This is a genomic window from Acidisoma sibiricum, from assembly GCF_057837225.1.
Genome location: NZ_CM174445.1, coordinates 3,414,906 through 3,430,109 on the forward strand (window position 1 = coordinate 3,414,906; position 15,204 = coordinate 3,430,109).

11 protein-coding genes are annotated in these 15,204 nt (G+C 62.7%); 4 read left to right on the forward strand and 7 right to left on the reverse strand.

Annotation, left to right across the window (positions count from 1 at the left end; all coding sequences use genetic code 11):
* The first annotated feature begins 20 nt into the window (after window positions 1-20).
* Window positions 21-3,839 carry an autotransporter domain-containing protein gene (locus AC3G7M_RS16260; protein ID WP_489213170.1) on the forward strand — a complete coding sequence of 1,273 codons (3,819 nt, stop codon included), beginning with the start codon at window positions 21-23 and terminating at the stop codon, window positions 3,837-3,839.
* A gap of 15 nt (window positions 3,840-3,854) precedes the next feature.
* On the opposite strand, the gene AC3G7M_RS16265 is transcribed toward AC3G7M_RS16260, so the two are convergent.
* Complete coding sequence (locus AC3G7M_RS16265) at window positions 3,855-4,679, reverse strand: Cof-type HAD-IIB family hydrolase (protein WP_489213171.1); 825 nt, start codon at window positions 4,677-4,679, stop codon at window positions 3,855-3,857.
* A gap of 77 nt (window positions 4,680-4,756) precedes the next feature.
* Here AC3G7M_RS16265 and AC3G7M_RS16270 point away from each other — a divergent pair, with 77 nt between their 5' ends.
* A complete protein-coding gene (locus AC3G7M_RS16270; protein WP_489213172.1) occupies window positions 4,757-5,431 on the forward strand; it encodes a DUF1028 domain-containing protein in 675 nt (224 codons plus the stop codon).
* Between the two features lie 93 nt (window positions 5,432-5,524).
* Window positions 5,525-7,369, forward strand: coding sequence for a glycoside hydrolase family 15 protein (locus AC3G7M_RS16275; protein ID WP_489213173.1), 1,845 nt, complete (start codon window positions 5,525-5,527; stop codon window positions 7,367-7,369).
* Here the strand turns inward: AC3G7M_RS16275 and AC3G7M_RS16280 are convergent.
* The gene (locus tag AC3G7M_RS16280; RefSeq protein ID WP_489213174.1) at window positions 7,355-8,590 is read right to left on the reverse strand and encodes an MFS transporter; all 1,236 of its coding nucleotides are present in this window, start codon (window positions 8,588-8,590) and stop codon (window positions 7,355-7,357) included. The two genes, AC3G7M_RS16275 and AC3G7M_RS16280, sit on opposite strands and share 15 nt — an antisense overlap.
* A 179-nt stretch (window positions 8,591-8,769) precedes the next feature.
* On the opposite strand from AC3G7M_RS16280, the gene AC3G7M_RS16285 reads away from it, so the two are divergent.
* Window positions 8,770-10,062, forward strand: a complete 1,293-nt coding sequence (locus tag AC3G7M_RS16285; protein WP_489213175.1) for an MFS transporter — start codon at window positions 8,770-8,772, stop codon at window positions 10,060-10,062.
* 87 nt (window positions 10,063-10,149) lie between these two features.
* Here the strand turns inward: AC3G7M_RS16285 and cyoD are convergent, their stop codons facing one another.
* From cyoD to AC3G7M_RS16310, 5 genes are all read right to left on the reverse strand, one after another.
* Window positions 10,150-10,548, reverse strand: coding sequence for a cytochrome o ubiquinol oxidase subunit IV (gene cyoD / locus AC3G7M_RS16290; RefSeq protein ID WP_489213176.1), 399 nt, complete (start codon window positions 10,546-10,548; stop codon window positions 10,150-10,152).
* Window positions 10,548-11,174 (reverse strand): cytochrome o ubiquinol oxidase subunit III, encoded by a 627-nt coding sequence (gene cyoC / locus AC3G7M_RS16295; RefSeq protein WP_489213177.1) that lies wholly within the window; start codon window positions 11,172-11,174, stop codon window positions 10,548-10,550. Before cyoC ends, cyoD begins: the two co-directional genes overlap by 1 nt.
* The gene (gene cyoB, locus AC3G7M_RS16300; RefSeq protein ID WP_489213178.1) at window positions 11,164-13,164 is read right to left on the reverse strand and encodes a cytochrome o ubiquinol oxidase subunit I; all 2,001 of its coding nucleotides are present in this window, start codon (window positions 13,162-13,164) and stop codon (window positions 11,164-11,166) included. The genes cyoC and cyoB overlap by 11 nt, the downstream gene beginning before the upstream one ends.
* Before the next feature lie 27 nt (window positions 13,165-13,191).
* A complete protein-coding gene (gene cyoA, locus AC3G7M_RS16305) occupies window positions 13,192-14,121 on the reverse strand; it encodes a ubiquinol oxidase subunit II (protein WP_489213179.1) in 930 nt (309 codons plus the stop codon).
* A gap of 395 nt (window positions 14,122-14,516) precedes the next feature.
* Complete coding sequence (locus tag AC3G7M_RS16310; protein ID WP_489213180.1) at window positions 14,517-15,065, reverse strand: cysteine hydrolase family protein; 549 nt, start codon at window positions 15,063-15,065, stop codon at window positions 14,517-14,519.
* Window positions 15,066-15,204: the final 139 nt, after the last annotated feature.

The following is a 15,204-nucleotide window of genomic DNA, read 5'->3' on the forward strand; positions in this document are numbered from 1 at the left end:
TGCGATAGAGAGGATTGTCTATGGCGAGGCTCTTTAGCCGGCTTGGATGGAGCCTTGCGCTCGGCTCTCTCGCCCTGATCGGCACCGGGCATCTGGCCCGGGCCCAATCCTGCGCGTCAAACGGCGGCAGTGCGGCGGATGTGGAAAGCTGCGTTCAAGAAACCAATCTGCTCAATAATTTCGCGAGCCTTCTTTCAACACCTGCTGGCATCAATTTCCTGGCGCAAGATCTGATTGTGGACCAGAACATCTATCAGAACGCAACGCCCCAGCAGCGCATTATAGCCGCCGAGAACGCCTTATATAGCTACGGCAGCGGCAACTTTGACAATACTGCGGCCAATGTCCTGGTAGGGGCTTTTCCGACCAACACCTCATTCTACTATACGACGACAGGCGGGCAAATAAGCGGCGGCGTAACCGGGCTCTACGACGGCAACGAGATTCTGAACACCACTTCGCCACTTGAAAGCGCCCTGAATACGATCAGAGGCCTCGGTGCCGGAGAGGAACTCAAAAGCTATTACAACTACGACAATATTTATTTGAACGCATTTGGCTACGCATCAACTTACCAGGACACTCAGTATTCCAGCGCAAGTTACTATAATAACCCTTCCGAGTATAATGGCGAACCGCGCCCCTTCGAGACTTCGAGCATCATCGGTGGACAGGCCTGGACTGCTCTCGATACGTCCATCTTCGCCTATAATACCCAGCAGCAAAATGTTAGCCAGGATTGGACTGAATACGAAGACTCTCCGGCATTCCCCAGCGGCCACTCGATAGCCGGCAATGTCGATGGCATCATGCTGGCGATCCTGGCGCCTGGCTATTACCAGCAGCTCGTCAACGAAGGGGTGCAGTTCGCACTCAGCCGCAATATCTTCGGCGTCCATTACCCGACGGATACGATTGCCGGACGCATCATCGCGACCTATGCCGTGGCCGAGTCTCTGGCAGGCAACAACCCATACTACGCAACCGGCAACGCCGTTTTCAACAGCGACAACCTCTCTGCGCTCAGCGCCGAGCTTGCCAGTGAACTCAGCAGCGCGGGCTTCACCTCCAGCCAGCAATCGCCCTATGCCGCCTGCGCCAGCAATATTGTCGGCTGCGTGGCCAATAACGTCATTCCGAGTGCCGCAACCTACGAAGCCAATCTTGCCGCCTACACCTTTTACCTGACCTATGGCTTGCCGAATGTGACCCCGACCGGTCTGGCCCCCGTCGTGCCACAGGATGCCTATGTCCTGATCCAGAGCCGCTTTCCCTATCTGAACCAGTCGCAGCTGAATGCGGTATTGGCTTCAACTGAGATTCCCTCAGGCAGCGTCTTCGATGTGACCGGCGCCTATGCGGGCTGGGACCGGCTCAATCTCTATGCCGCCGCCAGCGGCTATGGCGCCTTCACCGGCCCCGTATCCATCACCCTCAACAGCGCGCTCGGCGGGTTCAACGCCTTCGACATCTGGAGCAATGATATCGGTGGCGCCGGCAGCTTCTCTTTGCAGGGCAGCGGCACGCTGGTTCTGGCCGGCAATGACAGTTACACGGGTGGCACCACGGTTGCGGGCGGCACGCTTGCCCTCACCGGTACGCTCGGCGGCAATCTGACGATTGCGAAGGGCGCCGAATTCGTCAGCAATGGCGGCTATTCCGTCGCCAGCGGCAATAGCCTGGCCAATGCCGGCACCTTCGTGGAGGTCAATACGCCGCTCTCCAACGCGGGCACGGCCAGCAATAGCGGCCTCCTGCTCGGCGACCTGTCCAATAGCGGAAGCTTTGCCAATAGCGGCACACTGACCGGCGCCGTCACCAATACTGGCGACTTCACCAATAGCGGCACGCTGACCGGCACCGTGACCAATAGCAGCAGCTTTGCCAATGGCGGCTCGCTCGTCGGCGCCCTGACCAATAGCGGCAGTTTTACCAATAGCGGCTTGCTCGACGGCGCTGCCACCAATAGCGGCAGCATCACCAATAGCGGGTTGATCAACGGCGCCGTCACCAATAGCGGCAGCGTCACCAATAGCGGCGCGCTGGCCGGCGCCGTCACCAATAGCGGTAGCTTTACCAATAGCAGCCTGCTCGACGGCACCGTCACCAATAGCGGTAGCTTCACCAATGGCGGCCTGCTCGACGGCGCCGTCACCAATAGCGGCAGCGTTACCAATAGCGGCACGATTGCCGGCACCGTCATCAATAGCGGCAGCGTCACCAATCGCGGCGCGCTGGTTGGCACCGTCAGTGACAGCGGTTTGCTGGTGAATGTCGGCAGCATTTCAGGCCTGGTCACGGAAACGGCCACGGGCACGATCCTCGGCCAGGGCCGCTACCTTTCGGGAATGACGATTGGCGGACGCATCGCCCCAACGACGAGCAGCAAGGGCACCGGTGCCATCATCCAGGCCGCCGGCCCCGTCACCGTCCTGCCGGGTTCGACCTACATCCTGCAGCTCGGTGCGGGCGGCAGCACCGGCCGCATTCTGACGACCGGCACAGTGACGCTGACCGGGGGCACCGTCTCCGTCAATCTCGGCTCAGACTATGTCCCCGGCTTCGGTACTTATTCCATTCTGCAGGCGGCCCAGGGTATCAGCGGGCAGTTCGCTGACGTGACAAATCCCTTTGCCGGCAGCAACACGCCCTTTCTTGGCACCAGCCTGACTTATGCGGGCACGGACGTGAATCTCGTCGTCGGCCGGGGTGCAAGCCTCGCCGGCGCCGGCCAGACGGATAATGAAATGGCCGCGGGCCGCGCGGTCGACGCGCTGCCGCTCAGCGCCTCTCTTCTGCAGTCCATATCGCTGCTGAATTATACGACCGCGCCTGCCGCTCTCGCGTCCCTCTCGGGTGACATCTACGCGTCCGACCGCACGGTGCTGCAGGCGCAATCCATCGCCGTGCGCAGTACGATTCAAAGCCGCCTGGATCAGAGCGATGATGACCGTGCAACAGGTGCAGGCCCCGCAACCGCGGACGGTGGCACCGGTCACCACATCACCTTCTGGCAGCAGGCGCTCGGCGCCACCGGCAACAATGCGAGCCAGGGCAATGCCACAGCCGTCAACCAGACCCAGGCGGGCTACCTGCTGGGCGCGGATCTGCCGCTGCCGGGCGGCCGCCGCGCGGGCTTCGCCGTGGGCTATGACCAGAGCAATTTCAACACCAATGGCAATGCCGCCTCGGCGACCGGCAATGAGGCGGTGATTGCCCTTTATGGCGCCCAGCGCCTCGGGCCGTTCTCCCTCAGCCTTGGTGCGGCCTATACATTCAGCAATCTCACCGTCAGCCGTACAGTCACCTTTCCAGGCTTTGCCGGCGCGACACAGACCGATCTGGGCGGAGGCACCGCGCAGGGCTGGGCGGAGGCCGATTACGCCGTGCCGCTGCCGCGTGTGACGCTGACGCCCTTTGCCCAGCTCGCCTTTGTCAGCGCGCAGACGCCCTCCTTCACCGAAAGCGCCGGCACCGGCTCCGCCGGGAGCACGGCGGCTGCCCTTTCGGGTGACTCCGCCACGCAATCGAACGGCTATGGCACGCTCGGCCTCAAAGCCACCCTACCCTTCGCAGTCAGAGGTATCGGCATGACGCTCTCCGGCAGCGTCGGCTGGCAGCGCCTGATCGGGGCCGCCACGCCCAGCACGGATCTGGCGCTGAGCGGCAATCCCTTCGCCATCTCGGGCGTGCCGCTCGCAACCAATGCTGCTGCCGTGGGCGTCGGGCTGGGTATGAAGATCTCGCAGGCCGCGGGCGTTTCGCTCAGCTATGGCGGCCAATATGGCAATGGCGCCACCAACAGCGCCATCTCCGGCAATCTCGCTTTGCTGTTCTGAGCGGCCGCGCGGGCGTCAGCGGTTCAGCACATAGCGCCGAACCGCATCCGCCCAGCCGCTATCGTCATTCGTGCCCGTCACCACCATGGCGGCCGCCTTCACGCTGTCCGCCGCATTGCCCATGGCGATGGAGAGCCCGGCGACGCGCAGCATCGGCACATCGACATTCATGTCGCCCAGGCAGGCCATTTCCTCGGGCGTGACACCCGCGATCTTGGCCAGCGCCAGCGCCGCATGGCCCTTGTTCGCCGCGATATGAGTGACATCGCAATAGTAGTTGGACGACCGGTTGACCGATGCGCGACCATCGAGGGATGCCTGCAATTCCGCTTCCACCCGCCCGACGAGATCAAAATCCTTCGATGAGGACATGATCTTGATGGTCTCGCCGAGATAGGGCGTGAAGTCATCCACGATCGTATAGGTATTCTGCGTGACTTCCGCCTCATGCGCCACATAGGGGCCGAGGGGGCTGCGCACATACCAGCCGCTGCCCGCGAAAAGCCAGACATCGAGGCCGGCCTCAGTCATATGCGCGACCGCCTCGGCGGCGGCGGCTTCGGGAATGACCAGCTCGTCGAGGATCGTCGTGTTGTCGGCCGCGACGATCTGGCCGCCATTGAAGCCGGCATGGGGCGTGGTGATGCCGAGCGGCTCCAGATACATTTCCATGCCTCGCGGCGGACGGGAGGACACCAGGCAAAGTGTGATGCCCGCGTCCTTCAGCTCCTGCGCCGCACGGATGGTCTCCGGGTGCAGGCTCTTGTCTTTGCGGACCAAAGTGCCATCGACATCGCTGATGACGAGACGGATGGGTTTGGAGAGTGTGACGCCGCTCATGCTGGCCCCCATTGGAAAAGACGCGCCTGAAAATGAGGGGCTTGCCGCGCCAGGGTCAAGGCAGGCAGGAATGACATATGACATTCTCCATCGCCGCCCGCTGCGTGAGGACAGGCCGCTTTGCGGTCGCCGTCGCTTCCTCCTCCCCCGCGGTCGCCGCCCGCTGCGCCTATGCCCGCGCCGGCATAGGGGCCGCCACCACGCAAAACGTGACCGACCCGCGGCTGGGGCCCCAGGCGCTGGACCTGATGGCGCTTGGCGCCACAGCGACCGTGGCGCGGGATATTCTGGTGGGGACGACGCCCCATATCGCGCACCGCCAGCTGACGATGATCGATGCCCAGGGTCGCACCGCGGTGTTTTCGGGTAGCGGGACGCTGGGCGTGCATGCCGAGGCCCAGGGCCGCGATGTGGTCTCGGCCGGCAATCTTCTGGCCAATCCGGGCGTGCCCCAGGCCATCGTCACCGCGTTCGAGGCGAGCGCCGGGCCAGATCTGGGCGACCGTGTCATCGCCGCCATGACAGCAGGGCTGCTGGCCGGCGGCGAAGCCGGGCCAATCCATTCCGCCGGACTGCAGATCGTGGGTGAGGTGTCCTGGCCGATCGTGGACCTGCGGGTTGACTGGCATGACGCGCCGATCGCTGAACTCGGCCGGATCTGGGGGATCTACAAGCCGCAGATGGACGCCTATGTCACACGGGCCCTGAATCCGATCGCCGCCCCGTCTTATGGTGTGCCGGGCGACGCGTAAGCACCCGTCGTCTGGCTGCATCCCATCGCGACTGCCTTTATTTCCAGGTCGCCGCGCCAAAATCTGATGTCCTGTTTCAGGAGACGGCTGTCCATGCCCGACGCCCAAAGCGACCTCTACCGGCCCGCCGCGATCGAAGATTACGGCATGATCGGCGACTGCCGCACCTGCGCGCTGGTCAGCCGGGATGGGTCCATAGACTGGCTCTGCTTGCCACGCTTCGACAGTGCGGCCTGCATGGCCGCCCTTCTGGGCACGGCCGAGCATGGCCGCTGGCGCCTGGGTAGCGCCACGGCGGGGGCGCGCATCAGCCGCAGCTACCGCGACGGCAGCGTCGTCATCGACACCATCATCGAAACCGATTCAGGCCGCGCACGGGTAACGGATTTCATGCCGGTCGGTGCTACCGAAACCGCCATCATCCGCATCGTCGAAGGCCTGACGGGCGAGGTCGAGATCGCATTCGATCTCACCCTGCGCTTCGACTACGGCAGCGCCGTGCCTTGGGTCATCGGCCTGGATGATCAAAGCGGATTGCAGGCGATCTGCGGACCGGATCGCGTGACGCTCTTCTCCTCGGTCCCGCTGATCGGCGAGCATATGGTGACGACGGCGCGCTTCACCGTGACGGCGGGAGAGAAGCAGACCTTCTGCCTGTCTCATAATGCCTCTCACCTCAGCATTCCCGAACCTATGGATGCTGAAAAGGCACTCGCCGACACGCTCCTATTCTGGGAGGACTGGTCAAAGGTCTCGACCTATGAGGGGGAGTGGACAGAGGAAGTCCGCCGCTCCCTCATCGTGTTGAAAGCACTGACCTATGCGCCCACGGGGGGCATCGTCGCCGCCGCGACCACATCCCTGCCTGAGCAGCTGGGCGGCCCGCGCAACTGGGATTACCGCTATTGCTGGCTGCGCGATGCGACGCTGACGCTCGGCTCCCTCCTGCGCGCAGGCTATCGCACGGAAGCGCGGGACTGGCGGGACTGGCTGATGCGGGCCGCGGCCGGCATGCCGGAACAGATCCAGATCATGTACGGCATTGCGGGCGAGCGCCGGCTGGACGAATGGGAAATTCCCTGGCTGCCGGGCTACGAGAATTCGGCGCCCGTGCGCATCGGCAATGCGGCGTCCGGGCAGTTGCAGCTCGATGTCTATGGCGAGGTCATGTCGGTGCTCTCGGCCGGGCGCCGTCTGGGCCTGTCGGATACGCCGGACGGCTGGGGCCTGCAGCGCGCCTTGACCGATCATGTCTGTGACATCTGGCGCGAGAATGATGACGGGCTTTGGGAAGTTCGCAGCGGGCGCCAGCCTTTCACTTTTTCCAAGATCATGTGCTGGGTGGCGCTTGACCGGTCAATAAAAGATGTCGAGGAACATGGATTCACGGCGCCGGTGGAGCGCTGGCGGGCTGAGCGGGAGGCGGTGCGCGCGGAAATCCTCACCCGTGGCTTCAACGAAACGCTCAATAGCTTCACGCAGGTCTTTGACGGTGAAGAGCTGGATGCGAGCCTGCTGCTGATTCCGCATGTGCATTTTCTGGAAGCGCGCGACCCGCGCATGCTCGGCACCGTCGAGGCCATCCAGAAAGGACTCGTCATCGACGGGCTGGTACGGCGCTACGACACGCATGAGAGCAATGACGGCCTGCCGCCGGGCGAAGGCGTGTTCCTCGCCTGCAGCTTCTGGCTGGTCGACAATCTCGCTTTTCAGGGACGCATGGCGGAGGCGACCGAGCTGTTTCGCCGGCTGGTGGCCCTGGCCAATGACCTGGGCCTGATCGCCGAGGAATATGCACCTGAACTCCGCCGCCAGATGGGGAATTTCCCGCAGGCTTTCACCCATGTGGCGCTCGTCAACACGGCCTTTGCGATCACCGACGGGGATCGCGGTCAGCGCGGCGCCCATCGCGTCGATGGCCGGTCAAACCACGGATGACGCGCCCTGCGCAGGTGGACGCCTGGGCCGGGCACCCAGGCCCAGCATCATGACGGCTGCCACCACGGCCGCAAAAGCCGCGACCAGGAAAATGGAGGCATAGCCGTAGAAGCCGACGAGAATGCCGGCCACCGGCCCGGTCAGGCCCAAGGCCACGTCGAGAAAGACGGAAAAGACGCCGATCGCGGCGCCGCGGCTGGTCGGCGGCACGCGGTTGAAGGCTTCCACGCCCAGCGCCGGGAAGATCAGCGCAAAGCCCGCACCGGTAACGGCCGCACCGATCGTCGCGATGACCGGCGACCACGCGAGTGTCAGCGTGAGCAGCCCCGCCCCTTCGATCAGAAAGGAAAAGAAACTGACGCGCAGCGCCCCTTCCCGCGCGATGCTGCTGACAAACATCAGGCGGGAGACAATGAACAGCACGCCGAAGGCTGTCACGGCCAGCGCCGCACCATCCCAATGCCGGTTGGCGAAATAGAGCGTGACGAAGGAGGCGATGGTGCCAAAGCCGAGCGAACCGAGGGCAAGCGCGATACCATGGGGCAGAACACGGCCGAGGACGCTTTTCATCGGCAACTGCTCGCCGCGTATGCGCTTGGTGACAGGTCCCCTCGCCGCAAACGGATAGGCAATGAGCGGCAGGAGGATCATGGCGACGCCGATCATCCAGAAAGCGGCCAGGTTTTCGATCAGTATGCCTAAAGGTGCGCCGAGCGCGATGGCGCCATAGGTCGCGACACCGTTCCAGGAGATGATCTTGGCGCTAAAGGTGGGCGCGGTGCGGCCGATGGCCCAGGAGATGGCCCCGGTCGCGACTCCACTCTCCCCCGCGCCGAGGAAAAGCCGCCCGACCAGGATGAGCGTGAGGCTCGCTGCGTGGTGATGCGCCAGCAGGCCGCCCAGAGTCGTGAAAAGGCCGGAGGCTGCGCATGAGATCAGGCCGAACAGCACCATCTGCTTCGGCCCGACCGTATCTGTCATGCGCCCAACTGGCGCACGGGTCAGGAAGGTCGCCAAATACTGGACGCTGACGGAAAGTCCGGCGAGCACCGAGCTGTAGCCGAGCCGGTCGTGCACGAAAGGCGGCAGGGCCGCGAGCGGCAGCCCGACGATGAGATAGGCGACGAACGTGAAGACGACGGTCGCCAGAATCTGCCGCGCTGCCGCCCGGCTGCTGGCACGGTGCGGCATCGGAGCCGTCGTAGAGGTCGTCACCGTCATGCAAAGGCCCGCCAAGATGGGGGAGACACAGAAGACCTTCCCTATAACGCGAAAACTTCGCACGATTGAATGGCTCGGCGACATATGCATGACGGCGATGCTGTAAAAGACCGCTCAACCACCCCGCGCTCCGGCACCGCATGACTGGCCATTCCACACCAGCCGCGTAATCTCATCCCATGTCACAGTCCCCCGCCCCCATTCTTGCCGTACCCCGCCCCTTTGGTGCGCGCTATGCCTTCGTGGTCATCGGCGTGGCCTTTGTCTGCCTGCTCGTCTCCGCGGGCGTGCGCGGCGCGCCGGGCGTGCTGATGATCCCCTGGCAGGACAGTTTCGGCTGGAGCCGCGCGACCGTCAGCCTGGCGGCGGCCATCGGTATTTTTCTCTACGGGCTGTGCGGTCCCTTTGCCGCCGCCTTCATTCAGCGTTTCGGTGTGCGGCATGTGACGATGCTGGCCTTCAGCCTGCTGGCGCTGTCGATCTTCGGCAGCAGCTTCATGCACCAGCCCTGGCAATTGATCCTGACCTGGGGCGTGCTCTCGGGCCTGGCCACCGGCTGCGTCGCCAATGTGCTGGGGGCGATCATTGCGACACGCTGGTTCACGACCCATCGCGGCCTGGTCATGGGGCTGCTGACCGCGAGCACGGCCACGGGCACGCTCATCTTCACGCCGATTTTGTCGACCGTTGCGATATCGGACGGCTGGCGGCCGGTGGTGCTGATCATCGCGTGTGCGGCGGCGCTGATGATCCCGGTCATCTTCTTTCTGCTGCCTGAGCGTCCGGCTGCCATCGGCCTGGTGCCCTGGGGCGCGAAACCTGGCACCCTGCCCCCCGCAGCACCCACAGGGTCGCTGTTTGCCCAGGCCTTCGGCGGCTTAATGCTCGGCGTCAAAAGCCGCACCTTCTGGCTGCTCTTCGCGAGCTTCTATATTTGCGGCTTCACCACCAACGGATTGGTCGGCACCCATATGATCGCGCTTTGCGCCGATCACGGCATCCCGGAAACCCGCGCCGCCGGCCTACTCGCCATGATGGGATTCTTCGACCTGATCGGCACCACACTCTCCGGCTGGCTGACCGACCGCTTCGACAGCCGCAAGCTGCTCTTCATGTATTATGCACTGCGTGGCCTGGCGTTGATCTATCTACCCTATTCAGGCTTCGGCCTTTATGGCCTGGCGGCCTTTGGCGTGTTCTTCGGCCTGGACTGGATCGCGACCGTGCCGCCGACCGTGCGTCTGGCGACCGAGGCCTTCGGCGACCTGCGCATGCCGGTGATCTTCGGCTGGATCGTCGCCGGCCATCAGCTGGGTGCGGCGAGCGCCGCCTATATCGCGGGCCTCAGCCGGTCGCTGGAAGGCACCTATCTGCCGGCGTTTCTCTTTGCCGGCATGCTCGGGGTGGTGGCTGCCTTTCTGTCGGTCTTCATCGGCAATGCCGATCGCCGCGCGGCCGAACGGCTGGCCTGAACCCCCCGCAAGCCCTCAAACAAAAAGGGGGAGCGGCTGCCCGCTCCCCCTTCTGCCTAATGCCTGGGATGACTGCGCTTGCGCGTCTTACCCCTGCTGCTGCTGCAGAGGCGGCAGGGTCTGCTGCATCTGCGGGATCATACGGTCGGTCATGTTGTGGATAATCCACAGCGAACCGCCGATGACGATGAAGACGACCAGAACGGCGAAGGCGAAGGCCGTCACGTTCCAGCGCTGCTCGGACGAGAAGTTCAGGTGCAGGAAGAACACCAGATGCACGCCGATCTGCACGATCGCCAGGACGAAGATCGTGGTGACCGCCGCGGACGGCGACAGCGAGTGGGACATCACGGCCCAGAAGGCGGCAGCCGTCAGAATGACCGAGAGCACGAAGCCGACAGCATAGGAACCGAGGCTGCCATGGCTTTGGCCCGCGGCATCGGTGTGGTCATGGCCATGGCCATGACCGGCATGTGCATTGGCCATCAGGTCATGCTCCCGAACAGATAGACGACCGTGAAGACACCGATCCAGACGATGTCAAGGAAATGCCAGAACAGGCTCAGGCAGGTCAGCCGGCTCATGTATGTCGTGTTCAGCGGCTTACCCATGATGCCGAGCTGGACCATGAGCGTGCCCATCCACAACAGGCCCGCGGTCACGTGGCAGCCGTGGGTGGCCACCAGCAGGAAGAAGGACGACAGGAAGGCGCTGCGCGACGGCCCGTTGCCGTCGGAGACAAGATGGATGAATTCCTTCACTTCAAGCCCGATAAAGCCGAGGCCGAAGAGGAAGGTGATGCCGAGCCACAGCATGACCTGAGACTTGTTGTGGCGGTGGGCGCCCAGCATGGCGAAACCGTAGGTCACCGAGCTGATGAGAAGGCAGGCGGTTTCCAGAATAACGCCATTCAGCTCGAAGACATCCTTGCCCGAAGGGCCACCCGCATAGGAGTGGCCGTTCACCGCAACGCCTGCGAAGGCGGTCGCGAAAAGCACGCAGTCAGTCATCAGGTAGAGCCAGAAGCCGAAGACCTTGTTGGCCAGCTGCTCTTGCGCGTGATCGTGGTGGTGGTCGTGGCCGCCGTGGGCGGCGACGGCATCAGTCGGCATGCTGTTTCTCCGTCTCGAGCGAGGCGACCTTCAGGAAGTGCGCTTTTTCGATGCGCGCCACCTCTTCACCCGGCACGTAGTAGTCGATGTCGTCATTGCAGGTGCGGATGATCAGCGTCAGCACGATGCCGATGGCACTCGCGATGGCAAGCCACCAGATGTACCAGATCATGGCAAAGCCGAAGACACCGGCAAAGACGGCAATGATGAAGCCGGCGCCCGTGTTCTTGGGCATGTGGATGTCTTCGTAGTGATCGCGTGCCTGGCGCTCGATCGTGCCGCGCTGCTTCGCATCCCATAGCGGTTCAGCGTCGTGAACCTCGGGGGTGGTCGCGAAGTTATAGAACGGCGGCGGCGAAGAGATCGCCCATTCCAGCGTGCGGCCGCCCCAGATATCGCCGGTGACGTCCTGCAGCTGAGCGCGGTCACGAATAGAGACGACGATCTGCAGAACCGAGCAGATGATCCCGCAGAAAATGAGACAGGCACCGAACAGGGCGACCCACATATAGGGCACCCAGGCGGGGTTGTCGTAATGCTCCATACGGCGGGTCGCGCCCATGAAGCCCAGCGCATACAGCGGCACGAAGGCAAAGTAGAAGCCCACCAGCCAGAACCAGAAGGAGCGTGTGCCCCACTTGGACTCCAGCCGGAAGCCGAACATCTTCGGGAACCAGTAGTTCAGGCCGGCCATGCAGCCGAAGACGACGCCGCCGATGATCACGTTATGGAAATGCGCGATCAGGAACAGGCTGTTATGGACGATGAAGTCGATGCCGGGCACGGCCATCATGACGCCCGTCATGCCGCCGATGGTGAAGGTCACCATGAAGCCGATGGTCCACAGCATGGCGGGCTCATAGCGCACGCGGCCGCCATACATGGTGAACAGCCAGTTGAAGATCTTCACGCCCGTCGGGATGGCGATGATCATCGTGGAAATGCCGAAGAAGGCATTCACGTCAGCGCCCGACCCCATGGTGAAGAAGTGATGCAGCCAGACGACGAAGGAGAGCACGGTAATCGCGAGCGTCGCCCAGACCATCGACGTATAGGCAAACAGCCGCTTGCCGGCATAGGTCGAGACCACTTCGGAGAAGACACCGAAGACCGGTAGCACCAGAATATAGACCTCGGGATGCCCCCAGGCCCAGATGAGGTTCACATACATCATCTGGTTGCCACCACCGTCATCGGTGAAGAAGTGGAAGTCCAGATAACGGTCCAGCGTCAGCATGCCGATGGTCGCCGTCAGCACCGGGAAGGCGGCCATGATAAGGACGGAGGTGCAGAGGATGGTCCAGACGAAGACGGGCATCCTCATGTAGGTCATGCCCGGCGCGCGCATCTTCACGATGGTGACGAAAAAGTTCACGCCGGTCAGAAGGGTGCCGATACCGGAAATCTGCAGCGACCAGATCCAGTAATCGATACCGGTGCCGGGGCTGTATTTCAGCTCGGAGAGCGGGGGATAGGCGAGCCAGCCGGCCTGTCCGAACTCACCGATGGCGAGCGACATATTAACCAGCGCCATGCCGACAAAGGTCAGCCAGAAGCTGATCGAGTTCAGGAACGGGAAGGCCACGTCGCGGGCGCCGATCTGCAGCGGCACGGCTACGTTCATGAACCCGATGACGAAGGGCATCGCCACGAAGAAGATCATGATGACGCCATGCGCCGAGAAAATCTGGTCGTAATGTTCCGGCGGCAGATAGCCGTGGCTGGCACCGTGCGAGAAAGCAAGCTGGGTGCGCATCATGATGGCATCGACGAAGCCGCGGAGCAGCATCACCAGCGCCATCAGGATATACATGATACCGATCTTTTTATGATCGATCGTGGTGATCCACTCTTTCCAGAGATAGCCCCACAGGTTGTACCGGGCCACAAAACCCAGCACGATAAGCACGACGATACCCATCAGACCAACGGCACCCAATTCAATGGGATTGCCGAACGGGATCGCCGACCAGGTTAATCTTCCGAGCATGTTAATGCACCTTCATCTCGCTGAGCTTCACATCCCGCTCATGCCGTTCATGCCGCCCGTAGTCTTCGTGGAGGCCTGGTCGCCTTTGCCTGTCATGGACTTCATCGGTCCCATGAAAGCGGCGATCTGATCGCCAAAAATATCGCCATTCACTGTACCATAATACGTCGGGGGGACGTTTTGCGTGGGCTTGGACAGTTGCGCATAGCTTTGCGTGTCGAGTGTCTGGCCTGACTGACGGACCTTCTGTACCCAGGCGTCAAATCCGGCCTGATCAGACGCAATTGCGTTGAACGTCATCCCGGAAAAGCCATCGCCGCTGAAGTTGGCGGACAGACCATGGTAGATACCCGCGTGATCGGCTTGCAGATGCAGCTCTGTCTGCATTCCACCCATCGCATAAATTTGGGTTCCGAGCTGCGGTATGAAGAACGCGTTCATCACTGTCGCAGAGGTGATGTGGAAGTTGACCGGGGTGCCGACCGGCATCGCCAGCTCGTTCACACTCGCGATATGCAGTTCGGGGTAGATAAAGAGCCACTTCCAGTCCAGCGCGACGACGTCGACGTCGATCGGCTTGGCATTGTTCTCAGCGACCAGCGGCTTGTAGGGATCAAGAGCGTGGGTGGTTTTCCAGGTCAGGATGCCGAGCGCCAGAACGATCAGGCAAGGCACGACCCAGACGATGATCTCGATCGTCGTCGAGTGATGGAAGTCCGGGCGGTAGGTGGCCTTCTTATTGCTGGCGCGGAAATGCCAGGCAAAAACCAGGGTCAGGACGATGACCGGCACAACGACGATCAGCATGAGAATCACGGCCGTGAAGACGAGGCTCTTCTCCGCCTGGCCAACCGGACCCTGCGGGTCCATCAGGGCCCATTTACAGCCGGATAGAAGCAGCAAAGGGAGGAAAAGCAACGGCTTGGACCGTGCCACCTGCCTGAGAAAGTCTTTCATCGTGAATCTCTTGCCATTTCAATCATTTTTGAAATCTGGAAACCCGTTGAAAGCGCGCCAGGGCGAGTAGGTCAAGCTTCTAGCCATCGGTACCCTCGCCTGGGCGGCATGGGTGGAATGCATCCGTCGCCTCGATCAGCCACCTGACCACCACGCGTCGCGGCTGCCCGAACATGGAGGAACGTCAATCTCCGGGATATCTCCCCGGTAGGTGTCTTTTAGAACGGCGCCTGTCAATGACGATCATCACCCGCAGGAACGGCCATGCGCTGAGCGACGATCGCGTCCTCCCGCGCCTCAGGACGGTTCGCGCCTAGACTGCCATCAGAAACCTATTTTTTCTCGAATGACCGGGCCGAATGACCCGTGCGGTCCCCCCGCGGCAGGCCCGGATCTCACCCGGCCAGCAAGGTCTCCGTGGTGATCAGGCTCACCATGGGCGCAAAGCCGGCCAGGATGGCGAGCGTCTGGTCGTGGGCGGCGGGCGCGCCGCCGGCACAGGCATCAGTCACGACGCGCACGAATCGCCCGGCATCGACCGCACCCAGCACAGTGCCGAGCACGCAGCATTCCGTGGCGACACCGCAAACCGCGATGCGGCTGCCAGGCCCCACCAGCTCGGCCATCCGCGCGTCCCATTTGCTGAAGGTGGTGCGCGTCTCGATCAGGCAGCCATCACCCGCCGGCAGTTTCAGATCCCAGATAGGATCGTCATCCGGTCGCAGGACCGCCGGGAAAGCCGCAAAATAGGGTTCCCAGGCCCCGGTGGGCGGGATGGGCGCCACATAGCGGGTCAGGATGACGCGACCGCGATAGGCCCCGACCAAACGCCGCACCTGCGGCAGAGCCTGATAGAAATCAGATGACGCCCAGGGGCTGGGGGCATCAGCAAAGACCTGCTGCATATCGATCACCAGCAGCCATTCATCATCCGGGACCGGCACTGTCTTTCCCTCTCAGTCGCAGGATCAGCCGATAGAACTGTCACCCCGACCCGTCCAGCGCGAAGACGCCATGGTTTTCCGCGCAAGTGCTGGACCGCGGCCCCGGCACGCGGCAGAAAGGTCGCTACAGTCCGGCATC

Excerpts from the sequence above, each read along its gene's own strand:
- AC3G7M_RS16260 (WP_489213170.1), top strand. The coding sequence starts at position 21 with ATGGCGAGGCTCTTTAGCCGGCTTGGATGGAGCCTTGCGCTCGGCTCT.
- AC3G7M_RS16265 (WP_489213171.1), bottom strand. The coding sequence starts at position 4,679 with ATGAGCGGCGTCACACTCTCCAAACCCATCCGTCTCGTCATCAGCGAT.
- AC3G7M_RS16270 (WP_489213172.1), top strand. The coding sequence starts at position 4,757 with ATGACATTCTCCATCGCCGCCCGCTGCGTGAGGACAGGCCGCTTTGCG.
- AC3G7M_RS16275 (WP_489213173.1), top strand. The coding sequence starts at position 5,525 with ATGCCCGACGCCCAAAGCGACCTCTACCGGCCCGCCGCGATCGAAGAT.
- AC3G7M_RS16280 (WP_489213174.1), bottom strand. The coding sequence starts at position 8,590 with ATGACGGTGACGACCTCTACGACGGCTCCGATGCCGCACCGTGCCAGC.
- AC3G7M_RS16285 (WP_489213175.1), top strand. The coding sequence starts at position 8,770 with ATGTCACAGTCCCCCGCCCCCATTCTTGCCGTACCCCGCCCCTTTGGT.
- cyoD (WP_489213176.1), bottom strand. The coding sequence starts at position 10,548 with ATGGCCAATGCACATGCCGGTCATGGCCATGGCCATGACCACACCGAT.
- cyoC (WP_489213177.1), bottom strand. The coding sequence starts at position 11,174 with ATGCCGACTGATGCCGTCGCCGCCCACGGCGGCCACGACCACCACCAC.
- cyoB (WP_489213178.1), bottom strand. The coding sequence starts at position 13,164 with ATGCTCGGAAGATTAACCTGGTCGGCGATCCCGTTCGGCAATCCCATT.
- cyoA (WP_489213179.1), bottom strand. The coding sequence starts at position 14,121 with ATGAAAGACTTTCTCAGGCAGGTGGCACGGTCCAAGCCGTTGCTTTTC.